Source organism: Variovorax sp. GW821-FHT09B05 (assembly GCF_059418265.1).
Map to the genome: position 1 here is coordinate 54,423 of NZ_JBWKPN010000025.1, position 11,640 is coordinate 66,062.

At 63.8% G+C, this 11,640-nt stretch carries 8 protein-coding genes; 4 read left to right on the forward strand and 4 right to left on the reverse strand.

The genetic code is table 11. The features are described from left to right. Positions 1-3: 3 nt before the first annotated feature. From AC07RM_RS38520 to AC07RM_RS38530, 3 genes are read right to left on the reverse strand one after another with little or no spacing between them, the layout of a single operon-like run. Positions 4-1,032, reverse strand: a complete 1,029-nt coding sequence (locus AC07RM_RS38520) for a glycosyltransferase family 2 protein (RefSeq protein ID WP_495337833.1) — start codon at positions 1,030-1,032, stop codon at positions 4-6. After that, the gene (locus AC07RM_RS38525; protein ID WP_495337834.1) at positions 1,029-2,930 is read right to left on the reverse strand and encodes a glycosyltransferase family 2 protein; all 1,902 of its coding nucleotides are present in this window, start codon (positions 2,928-2,930) and stop codon (positions 1,029-1,031) included. Before AC07RM_RS38525 ends, AC07RM_RS38520 begins: the two co-directional genes overlap by 4 nt. Next, positions 2,927-4,870, reverse strand: coding sequence for a glycosyltransferase family 2 protein (locus AC07RM_RS38530; protein ID WP_495337835.1), 1,944 nt, complete (start codon positions 4,868-4,870; stop codon positions 2,927-2,929). Before AC07RM_RS38530 ends, AC07RM_RS38525 begins: the two co-directional genes overlap by 4 nt. Before the next feature lie 170 nt (positions 4,871-5,040). Here AC07RM_RS38530 and AC07RM_RS38535 point away from each other — a divergent pair, with 170 nt between their 5' ends. The 3 genes from AC07RM_RS38535 to AC07RM_RS38545 are packed head-to-tail and all read left to right on the forward strand — an operon-like array spanning position 5,041 to position 7,973. Then, entirely contained in the window at positions 5,041-6,459 is a 1,419-nt protein-coding gene (locus AC07RM_RS38535) for a mannose-1-phosphate guanylyltransferase/mannose-6-phosphate isomerase (RefSeq protein WP_495337837.1), read from the forward strand. Beyond that, positions 6,456-7,262 carry an ABC transporter permease gene (locus AC07RM_RS38540; RefSeq protein WP_495337839.1) on the forward strand — a complete coding sequence of 269 codons (807 nt, stop codon included), beginning with the start codon at positions 6,456-6,458 and terminating at the stop codon, positions 7,260-7,262. Before AC07RM_RS38535 ends, AC07RM_RS38540 begins: the two co-directional genes overlap by 4 nt. A 6-nt stretch (positions 7,263-7,268) precedes the next feature. Then, on the forward strand, positions 7,269-7,973 hold the full coding sequence (locus tag AC07RM_RS38545) for an ABC transporter ATP-binding protein (protein WP_495337840.1): 705 nt from the start codon (positions 7,269-7,271) through the stop codon (positions 7,971-7,973). Positions 7,974-8,030: 57 nt separating this feature from the next. Here AC07RM_RS38545 and AC07RM_RS38550 read toward each other — a convergent pair whose 3' ends face one another. Continuing rightward, the gene (locus AC07RM_RS38550) at positions 8,031-10,127 is read right to left on the reverse strand and encodes a glycosyltransferase family 4 protein (protein ID WP_495337841.1); all 2,097 of its coding nucleotides are present in this window, start codon (positions 10,125-10,127) and stop codon (positions 8,031-8,033) included. 227 nt (positions 10,128-10,354) lie between these two features. Here AC07RM_RS38550 and AC07RM_RS38555 point away from each other — a divergent pair, with 227 nt between their 5' ends. Further along, positions 10,355-11,629 (forward strand): FkbM family methyltransferase, encoded by a 1,275-nt coding sequence (locus AC07RM_RS38555; protein ID WP_495337842.1) that lies wholly within the window; start codon positions 10,355-10,357, stop codon positions 11,627-11,629. The last annotated feature ends 11 nt before the right edge of the window (positions 11,630-11,640 follow it).

An 11,640-nucleotide genomic window follows, 5' to 3' on the forward strand; every position in this document is an offset into this window, starting at 1 on the left:
GGATCAGACGGATTCGAACAGATCGCGCACCACGCCGCGAAAACCGCGGCCGAACCGGTCGTAGCGACCCGTTCGGGCCTCGCGCAGGATCGGCAGCACGCGCGCCCAGCGCGAGGCCGGCAGCTGGGTGCGGAAGCGCTGGTGCACGATCTTGCCGCGCAGCTTGTCGAGGGTGTCGGGGGCCACCGGGCGGCCGGCGCGCGCCACCTGCTCGAGGCGTTCGAGCAGCAGTTCGGCCTTGCGCGCGCGCTCGACGTGGGTGGTACCGCGCGAGGCCAGGGCCTTGCGCACCTTCTCCATGAAGGTGTCGCGCCGCGCGCCGATCTGGTTGCCGCCATGCTGGCGGTAATCGATCAGCTGCGCCTCGACGGTGTCGATGCGCGCGAAGGCCGAGGCCACCGTGGCGATCCACTCGTCGTGCACCCATTCGACCGGGAACGGCAGCACCGCGTCGAGCAGCTCGCGATGGAACACCGTGGTCGCGCCGGTGACGATGTTGCGGCGCAGGAGCACGTCGAAGGCTTGGCCCGCATGCATGCGCGCGAGCTCGCTGGCCGTGACCTCGATCGCATGGAACAGCGTGCCGCCCAGCGGCGCGCCCTGGGCGTCGACGAGGCGCGCGTCCGAGTGCAGCAGCCGCAGCTCGGGCCGGCGCTCGAACTCGGCCACCAGCCGCTCGAGCCGCTCGGGCACCCAGGCATCGTCCTGGTCCGACAGCGCGATCAGCGTGCCGCTGCAGGCGCGCACCGCCTGCTCGAAGTTCTTGACCACGCGCAGGCCGACGGGATTGACGCTGACGCGCAGCGCGATCGCGAGGCCGGGCCGCTCGCGCAGGCATTCCTCGACGGTGGCGCGCGCCACCTCGACGCAGGCATCGCGCGAGGCGTCGTCGGACAGCACGATCTCCATCGGCGGCCGGGTCTGCAGGCAGATGCTGCGGACCTGCTCGCGCACGAAGCGCTCGCCGTTGTAGGTGCACAGGGCGACCGAGACGGTCAGCGCCTCGGCGGCGGCGGCCGGGGCCGCGCTCATGGCGCCGCCACCTTCGCCGCGCGCGGCGGCCAGGCATAGCTGAAGTCCTCGATCGCGAGGCTCAGGTTCGGGTTGTAGGCCGGGTCGTTGAAGAGCAACTCGCCCCAGCGCTGCTTCATGTAGCCCTCCTCGCCGAGGAAGCGCTGGATCTGCGCCTCCGACAGGTCCGAGGGCCGCGTGGCCGATTCGTGGTGGTAGAGCTCGGCATGGGGCGTCCAGACGTTGCGGTAGCCGGCCTCGCGCAGCCGCAGGCAGAAGTCGACGTCGTTGTAGGCGACCTTGAGGTTCTTCTCGTCGAGCCCGCCCACCTGTTCGTAGAGCGCGCGCCGCACGATCAGGCAGGCGGCCGTCACGGCCGAGAAGCCCTGCAGCAGCGCCGCGCGCCCGAAGTAGCCGGCGTCGCCCTGGCCGAGCCGGCGGTGCGCATGGTCGGCCACGCCGCCACGGTAGCCCAGCACCACGCCCGCATGCTGCAGCGTGTTCTCGGGGTACCAGAGCCGCGCGCCCACCGCGCCCACGCCGGGCTGCAGCGCGATCGAGACCATCTCGCCGAGCCAGTCGGGCGAGATCACCTCGATGTCGTTGTTGATGAGGCCGAAGACCTCGCCCCTGGCGACCGCCGCGGCCTGGTTGTTGAGCGCCGAGTAGTTGAAGGGGCTGTCGTCGCGCAGCACGCGCACGCCCGCACGCGCCGAGATCTCCTCGAAGTAGCGCAGCGCCTCGGGATCGTCCGAGCCGTTGTCGATCAGGATGATCTCGTAGCGCGGGTACAGGGTCTTCTCGAGGATACTCTCGATGCACTGGCGCACCAGCTTCAGGCCGTTGCGCGTGGGAATGAACAGCGACACCAGCGGCGGCTCGACCGGCAGCGCATGGCGCACGCGGAAGCCCGCGCCCGCGCGCTCGGCCGTGGCCTCGATGCCGCCGCGCGCCAGGTGCGCCTGCAGCGCGCGCTCGCCGCCCTCGGGCGCGTACTCGGCCGGGTCCATCGCATGCACCGCCTCTTCGGAAGCCACATGACGGTGGTACAGCGCCTTCGGCACGTGGACGATGCGCGCCGCATCGAGGCGCTCGGCCGCGCGCAGCACCAGGTCGTAGCGCGCCGCGTCGCCGAAGCGCTCGTCGAGCCGGCCCACCTCGCGCAGCAGCGGCGCCGCGAAGAAGGCCAGCCGCGAGACGAAGTCCTGCGAGCGCAGCAGGTCGAGGTTCCAGTCGGGCTTGAAGTACGGCGCCGAGCGCTGGCCGTCGGCCGCGATGCGGTCCTCGTCGGTGTAGATCAGCGCGGCCTCGGGCCGGGCCACGGCGACCTCGGCCACGCGCCACATCGCATCGGCGGCCAGCGCATCGCGCGCGTCGCAAGCGGCGAGCCAGCCGTCGGCACCGGGGTCGGCGGCATTGAAGGCCTGCGCGAGCGTCGCCTCGGCGAACTCGATGCGCGGCTCGGCCGCGGCCAGCCGGCCGGCCAGCGCCTTGACCGCCTGCGCCGTGCCCGGGCCGGCCGCGAGCACCAGCCGCCAATGCGCGAAGACCTGATCGCGCACCGAAGCCACGGCGCGCTCCGCCTGCTGCGCATCGGCGCCATCGAGCGCCATCACCAGCACGAAGCCGGGCTGGCGCGGCCAGCCCGCGGCCCGCGCTTCGAGCGCCTGGCGCTGCGCCGGCGCGAGCGGCGCATCATGGCGCTTGACCCATTCGCGGTACTGGAAGCGGTCGGGCCGCGAGGCATCGGCCATCAGCGGCGGGCCGTCGTTGCGCAGCAGCACGCTGACCGAGCGCACCACGCCGCGCAGGCCCGACTGGCGCAGGATCTTCACGGCGCGGCGCGCGGTGCCGCCGAGGCCGCCGCCCTTGTAGAGGGCGTTGGGGATGAAGCTCAAGGCCCGCAGGAGACGGTTCATGGCCGCACCTCCGGCAACGGCCTCGGTGGCCAGGCCAGCGCGAAATCTTCCGAAGCCAGGCTCAGATTCGGGTTGTAGGCGGGATCTCGTTCGAGCACGGCGGCCCAGCGGGTCTTCATGTGGTTCTCTTCTCGCGCCGCGCGTTCGCGCTGGGCCGGGTCCAGGTCGCGTGGCCGGGTGGCCGATTCATGGTGGTAGAGCTCCGCATGCGGCGTCCAGACGTTGCGGTAGCCGGCCTCGCGCAGCCGCAGGCAGAAGTCGATGTCGTTGTACGAGATCTTGAGGTTGGCGGCATCGAGCCCACCCACCTGCTCGTAGACAGCCTTGCGCACCACCAGGCAGGCGGCGGTCACGGCCTCGAAGGACTGGATCAGCTGGGCGCGGTTGAAGTAGCCGCCCTCCGCGCGCGGCAGGTGCTTGTGGGCATGGCCGGCGATGCCGCCGATGCCCAGCACCACGCCCGCATGCTGCACCGTGCCGTCGGGATAGAGCAGCTTCGCGCCCACCGCGCCCACATCGGGCTGCAGTGCGATCGCCACCATCTCCTCGAGCCAGTCGGGCGTGATGACCTCGATGTCGTTGTTGATCAGCGCCACCACCTCGCCGCGCGCCTGCACCACGGCCGCGTTGTTGAGCGCCGCGTAGTTGAACTCGCCGTCGTCGCGCAGCACCCGGAAACCCGGCTGTTCGCGCAGCTCGGCGAAGTAGCGCAGCGCCTCGGGATCGGTGGAGCCGTTGTCGACCAGCAGGATCTCGTAGTCGGGATAGGTCGAGAGCGAGACGATGCTCTCGAGGCACTGGCGCACCAGGCCCAGCGCGTCGCGCGTGGGAATCACCAGCGACACCTTCGGCCACCGGGCAGGCGCCGCCAGCCGGGTGCGGTAGCCGTGTGGCGTGCTCTCGCTGCGCGCGGCCAGGCCGATGCGCTCGAAGTGCTCGTCGAGGGCCCGTTCGCCCGCAATCTCGGCATAGGGCTTGGCGCCGGCCGACTGGGCCGTGCTCTCGGCGTGCGCGCGCCAGTGGTAGAGCACGTGCGGGAGGTGCCGCACCTGCCGCGGGGGGTCGATGCGCTCGATGCAGCGCAACGCGAGGTCGTAGTCCTGCGCGCCCTCGAAACCCTTGCGGAAGCCGCCGACCTCGAGCACCAGCGCGCGCTGGTAGACGCCGAGGTGCGAGAACATGTTCTGCGAGCGGAACAACTCGGGGTTCCAGTCGGGCTTGAAGTAGGGGTTGTAGCGCCGGCCCGTGGCGTCGATCTTGTCCTCGTCCGAATAGACCATGCGCGCCGCGGGATCGGCATGCAGCACGTGGGCGACGCGCAGCAGCGCGTCGGGCGCGAGCAGGTCGTCGTGGTCCATCAGCGCCACCCAGTCGCCGCCGGCCAGCGCCAGTGCGCTGTTCGAGGCCTCGGAGATGTGGCCATTGACCGGCCGGCGCACCCAGCGGATGCGGCTGTCCTCGGCCGCCGCGGCCTCGAGGAGGGCCGCCACCTGGGGATCGGTCGAGGCATCGTCGGCGATGCAGAGCTCCCAGTGGTCGTAGGTCTGGGCGCGCACCGAGGCGATGGCTTCGCGCAGCCAGGCCGGCCGGGGATTGTAGGTGGGCATCAGCACCGAGATCAGCGGTCGCTCGGGCCAGCCTCGGGCCCCGGCCGCGAGCGCCGCCAACGGCGCTGCCTGCAGGGCCGCAGACTGCGCGATCCATTCCGCGTAGTTGCCGCCCGCGATGCCCGCCGGCAGTGGCGGCCCGCCGCGCAGGCGCTGCACCACCCGGCTGGCCCAGCGCACCGGGGTCGTGAGCCGCCAGCTGGTCGAGCGCTCCATGGCGGCCACCTGCTGCTCGAGCGCATGCACGCGAGCCTGCAACTGGGCCTTGGTCAGCTCGGCGGGGCGTACGGGTGGGCGTCTCCCTGTGGGTGCGGCGGGCAGCGTGGGCCTCATAAAATACGGTCGATCATCCCGAAAACTCGCGCCGAGGCCATGGCCGCGCGAAGAAAAGGCCGGTGGTGCGCATTCAGCGCCGGGCGTCGCAACGAACGCCTGCTCACGGCTCGCCCCGGCAGGGGCCGGTAAAATTATCGCTCCTCCATAAAGAAACAAGGTTCGAAAAAATGCAGGTGCTTTCAGTGGTGCTGTCGGGAGGCGCCGGATCCAGACTATGGCCTGCCTCGCGACAGGCCTTCCCCAAGCCATTCATGAAGCTCGGGGGCACGACGCTGCTTCAGCAGGCGATCGAGCGGGGCCAGGCCTGTGGCACGGGCGACCTGATGATCGTGACCAACAAGGACCACTTCTTCCTGACCAAGGACGTGCTCGACGGCATGAGCGATCCGCCAGACACCACCTACCTGCTCGAGCCGAAGGGGCGCAATACCGCTCCGGCCATCGCCCTTGCTGCACTGCAATGCGAGCAGCAGTTCAGTAGCGACACGGTGATGCTGGTTCTATCGGCCGACCACCTCGTCCCCGACGTCGAGGCCTTCGTCGCGAGCGCAAGCGAGGCCTTCCGCCTCGCCAGCGAAGGCTCCCTGGTGCTGTTCGGCATCGCGCCGACCACACCCGAAACCGGGTTCGGCTATGTCGAGGTCGAGCGCGTCTCGCGCCAGAGCCAGCCGGTCAAGCGCTTCGTCGAGAAGCCCGATCTCACGACGGCCCAGGAGTACCTGGCAACCGGTCGCTACTACTGGAACAGCGGCATGTTCTGCTTCACCGCCGCGAGCATCCTCGGGGCGCTCGAGAAGCAGGCGCCCGAAGTGCTGCGTGCCGCCCGTTACGCGATGGTCAACGCCAGGCGCAACGGGCAGGCCGTGGATTTCGACCTCCACAGCTTCGGCCTTCAACCCGACATCAGCATCGACTACGCCGTCATGGAGCGCGCAGACAACGTCCACGTGGTACCGGCCAAGTTTTCCTGGAACGACGTGGGTTCTTGGCCTGCCGTGGCGGGCGCCCTGCCGGCTGATGCCAACGGCAACACACTGCCTGACGACGTGGTGGCGGTGGACACTACAGGCACGCACGTCCAGGTCGAGAGCCACGGCGCGAAGGTCGTCGCAACCCTCGGCGTCCACGATCTCGTGATCGTCGACACCCCCGACGCCCTGTTGGTCGCGCACAAAAACAGCGCGCAGCAGGTCAAGAAGATCGTCGATATGCTGAAGTCGCGCAAGCACGAAACCGTCGAGTTGCCGGCCACGGTCCACCGCCCCTGGGGCACCTATGCGTCGCTCAAGGAAGAGGATGGCTACAAAGTCAAACGCATCACGGTCAAGCCCGGCCAGTCGCTCTCGCTGCAATACCACCATCAGCGAGCAGAGCACTGGGTCGTGGTCCAGGGCAAGGGCATCGTGCAGATTGGCGAAGTCGAGCACGAGACCGTGCGCGGCCAGTACCGCTACATTCCACTCCAGGAAAAACATCGCCTCACGAATACCGGCAGCGAAGAACTGGTGCTGATCGAGGTGCAGTGCGGGAACTACCTGGGAGAAGACGACATCGTCCGCCTCGCGGACACCTATGGACGAGCATGAGCAGTACCGCGCATTCAAACTTACATCGCAATGCTTGGGCGGACTGGTGGGAAGGTACCCGGCGACCCGACATCTGGTGGACCCTGGCTTGGTTTGATATCGTCCTTCGATACCGCCGCTCGCTTCTCGGCCCACTGTGGCTGACTTTGAGCATGGGAGTCATGATCGGCGGCATGGGTCCGCTGTACAGCGCGCTTTTCGGCACGGAGCTCTCGAGATTCTTTCCTCATCTCGCGCTTGGGGTGATTTTCTGGGGCTTCTTCTCCAACATTGTGACCGACGCCTGCCATACGTTCGTCAATTCATCGCACTATCTAAAACAGGGCTACTTCCCCATCACCTTGTTTGTCTGGCGCGCCTTGGCGCGCAACGTCATCCAGTTCGCACACCAGATAGTACTTTACATACCGGTCGCACTTTGGGCCGGCATCGCGCTTTCCTGGCATGCGCTGCTGTTCTTCCCCGCATTTCTGCTGCTAATCATCAACGCGCACATGGTTGGCTTGTTGCTTGGCCTGATCTGCACGCGCTTTCGCGATATCACCCAGATCGTGACCAGCCTGATGCAGATGCTGATGTTCCTCACGCCGGTGTTCTGGCTACCGGAAAGTCTTCCCGGTCGCGCAAGGTACGTACTGTGGAATCCCCTCGCACAGATGCTCGATCTACTCCGCACGCCGCTGATGGGCGGGGTGGCCAGCATGCATGATTGGCTCGGCATTCTCTGTTGGACGATAGGCACCACCGTGGTCGCCGGGCTGCTTTTCATGAAATACCGCCGTCGCGTCGTCTACTGGCTCTGAGAACTCATGGCACTGATCTCACTCAAGAATGTCTCGGTCAATTTCCCGATCTACGGGGCTGGAGCCAGCTCTCTACGAAGCACATTGGCAGCGTCCGTAACCGGCGGCCGTCTCGGCAAGGAGACGGGCGTCACGGTCGTGCAGGCGCTACACACTATTAATATCGAACTGCGCAGCGGTGACCGACTCGGGCTCGTTGGCCACAATGGTGCCGGCAAATCGACCCTACTTCGCACCCTGGCGGGCGTCTACGAACCATCATCCGGAGAATTCACGCGCGAGGGCACCGTCTCCAGTTTGATCGATCCGGTGCTAGGCATTGAAGTGGATGCCAGCGGCCTCGAGAACATCATGCTGCGTGGCCTCGTAATGGGTATGAGCAGGAAGCAGGTGGACCAATTGACTAGGGATATCTGCGAGTTCAGCGGCCTTGGCGAGTACGTGAACATGCCGGTGCGAACGTACTCGACGGGCATGCTGATGCGCTTGGCGTTCTCGATCTCCACAAGTGTTCAGGCAGACATTCTGCTGATGGATGAATGGCTTTCGGTGGGCGACGCCGAATTCACCGAAAAAGCCGAAAAACGGATGCGCGATGTCGTCGCTAAATCAGGCATATTGGTCTTGGCATCTCACTCCCCCGAACTCATCGCAAAGGAGTGCAACCGCGTGATTCACCTGGAACATGGACGAATCGTGGCAGCATCCTAACGATTCGATGGCCTCTTCTGGGCCATTGCCCGCTTGGATGCCGACCGACGAGAACAGCTACTTGCGATCGCCGCGGCAGATAAGAGCCTCCTGAATCTCCGCGAGCCTGGTCGCGGCCCTCTTCCCGGCCACCTCCACCGACAATGTATGCAAGGCGCTTTCGCGAGCCTTTGATCCAATCTCCGCGGCGAAAAGGCGATCATCGAAGACCCTTCGCATCAGCTGTGCGGCATGCGCTTCGGAGGGTTCTGCCCACTCCATGCCCGCGCTATAAGGCGGAACATCGGCTTGCAAGGTCACCAGTTCGCAATCAACTAGGAGGCTGTTGTCTTCATTCATGAAGTCGACATTTCCCGAAAATCTCGTGGCGATGACCGGTTTTGCCATCAGCATTGCTTCCGCCATCGTAAGCCCCAATCCTTCGCTTCGGTGCAACGAAACATAAGCATTGCAAGCACTCATCAGGGACATTATTCGATCGGCGGCATATATCTCGTCGATCAACAGAATATTGTGGCCTTCTATCGCAGCTTGCAACTCGGCAAGCTGATCAGGGTGCTTGTCTCCATAAGATGTCTTGATGACCAATGTCGCCAGTTCCGATGGAGCGAATGCCCGACGAAATGCACGCACCAAACCCAGAGGATTTTTTCGCTCCATCACGCTCGCCATATGGAACGTGAAGAGAAACATGAAGTGTTCGTCGGGAACGCCGAAGCTCTTCGAATCCGCCTTTTCATGCTCGGCCAGCGAAAGCCCCGGGAAAATCGTTTTCACCGGCTTCGTCAAGGTCTTGCGCATGCCCTGAGCGACGAATTCGGTTGCAGCCCAAACTTCGTCCACCTCCTCCAGGCGATCAATCCATTTCGAAGGAATCGTATCGAACTCCCAGTACCAGTAGGCTATGCGAAAAGTTCGAGGGTCTCGTGGGAAAAGATCGGCTCGCTGAAAGGCCTCAGCAAAGAATGGATCCGGCTGCACATGCACGATCGTGATATCAAAGCATTCGAGTCCATCGAACGCCAGATGATGCGGATCGTCCTTGGGATGCGTCCGGACATCTCGCAATGACGTCTGAACGCCAACGGCATTGAGGCCATTGACGAGCGACTCCACCGATACCCGAAGGCCGGAGGGATAGCAGAAGTGACCGAGCACATTGACACCCGGCCGCAGCAATTCGACTACCGTCTTTTCCACATCCAAGAGTCGGCACCAGGCAATGGCTTCATCGTGCAGGCCAGCGTGCCCCGATGTCAGCCATAAAAGAAAAACCTCCGCACTTTTCGTATCCCAAAGTGCATGCGGGTGTTCCGCCTGCCAACTGGAACGCGCGAGGTAGGCAAGCCTTATCGAATTCGCCGCGCTATAGGGTTCGGGCCAATCATGCGAATCGAGCCAATCGCCGGACTCTCCATAGGTCCGCCTGAACCATTCAACGAGCCGCGCTCGACCAAAAACCGTGGCACCGTCTGGAAACTGCTTTTGCCATTCCGGCGTAAAAACCAAGGCCCGAACAAGCTCGAGCCGTGGCTGCTCGGAGGCTTGCCAGAAAAGCCACCAGATCTCCTCTAGCGAAAGACTCGAATCATGTCTCTCGAACTCAACAAACCATTCGAACAACACCGGATGACCCGGAATAACAAGGCCGTGAGGCATCACATCTCGAACGCGGCCACTATTCAGAAATGCTTGCCTCGCCCTGGCTCCAAATTCAGAAGCGAGCAGCTTGCCAACGCAAGCCTTCCCTTCATGTGTAAGGCCAAGCTCGCTACCCGACTCGCCTGCTATCCACTGCGCGAAAGCGGAGTCAACTCCGCCTGTCGTCGCGTCTGGAAAGGCAAGTCGCAAATCTTCCCGCCGCGACAGCAGGTCCAAGCAAAACCGCACCGCTCCGCCAACATCCTCAATCTGATCTGCCCGCTGCCTCGGCAGCAGGAAGTGTTCGCCCAGATGTCCCAGGCGCTTCAAGGCAATGCGCGAATCCCATCGAGGTGCCGAGGACCCGACTCCGACGTTGTGCCCATTGCCGCCTTGACGCTGCACCGCTTCTGCCCGATGAAGCAACGACTGAATCCTTTGCTCCCGGGTTGCCGCGAGTCTGCGCGTGCTCAGGAAGCGAAGCCTCTGCGGAATCTGCCAAGGTGTGATCAACCACCAAATAGCCTTAAAAGCACGCCTCATCTGTTGACGTACAGCATGTCTCATGGGGTTCGTAGAGTCGGCATCTGAAACTATCATGTTTATTTGTTACGAACCTGCTGACGGCGCCGACGTGCCCCTGCCCGCACATGTAGGGGCTTCTACAATCTCAGCCACCGTGGCGATACGCGCACGCACGGCTCTCCAGAGGCGGCGTCAAAATCATACAAGGTTAAAACATGGCTTTCCTGTCCTACGCTCAAAACTTCGAGGACGTTGTTTTGTGGCGAGCCCTCCAACATGTCAGCGACGGTTTCTACATCGACATCGGTGCGCAGCACCCCATCGACGACTCGGTCAGCAAGGCGTTTTACGAACGGGGATGGCGCGGCATTCATGTAGAACCCGTGCCCGCGTATGCCTCGCTGCTGAGGGACGACCGTCCAGATGAATTGGTACTGCAGCTGGCACTTTCAGATAAAGAGGGCGAGGTCGAGTTTCATGTGATCTCCAACACAGGACTGAGCACTCTGATGCAAGGCTACGCGAATTCGCATGAAGTCGAGCACGGATTCGGTCACCAAGTGTTGCGCGTTCCGACGCGACCAATTCGGAGTGCATTTTCCGCCTACGAAGGCCGCGACATTCACTGGATGAAGATAGACGTGGAGGGCGCCGAGGAGCTCGTCCTAAGAGGATGGGATCCCGCTCGCCTGCGTCCATGGATCATGGTTATCGAGGCGACGGTCCCGATGTCCCAGACTCCTTCGTACCACAGCTGGGAATCCATTCTTCTGGATGCTGACTATGCATTTGCGTACTTTGACGGACTGAACAGATTCTATGTCGCCGTCGAGCATCAGGAATTGGCCGCGGCGCTGAGTACGCCTCCGAATGTGTTCGATCAAGTCCGGATCGGGACACGGGCGGGCTCTTGGTGCGAACACTGGGTTGGTCGCTTCGATCAGGCACAGGCGGATCGAGAACGCCTCGAGGGGGAGTTGAGCGTTTCGAACGAAAGCCTGAGCGCGTTGCGCGATCTATTGAAGGAGTCCACGCTCAATTTAAAGCGACTCGAATCAAGGGAACGGCAACTCATTCAAAGGGCCTCGCAAGCAGAAGCCCACGCGAGCGCGCTGGCGCTGCAAGCCCAGAGCATCTATCGAAGCACTTCGTGGCGCATTACTGCTCCAATGCGCATGGCGGGGCACCCATTTCGCCGGATTAGCAGTGCTCTTCGAGAAGATAGGGTTCTATCTGGCCTGCGGCGTCGTGGCATCGGACTCATTCGGCTTGCGGCCTTGGCAAGCCAAAAAAGTCCCGGCACCCAGAAAGCTATACGCCTCTTGCTTCGAATAGCTCCTAAATTGCACATGAAACTAAAAACGGAACTGGAGCCCGCTCAGGCGCATTCGCCTCGGCCGGTAACTCTTGATGGGCACGCCTTGAATCCCGCCGCTGCGGAAATTTTTGATCAACTGTCCAAACTGATACCTCCAGAACATCGGAAATAACGGATTAAGGG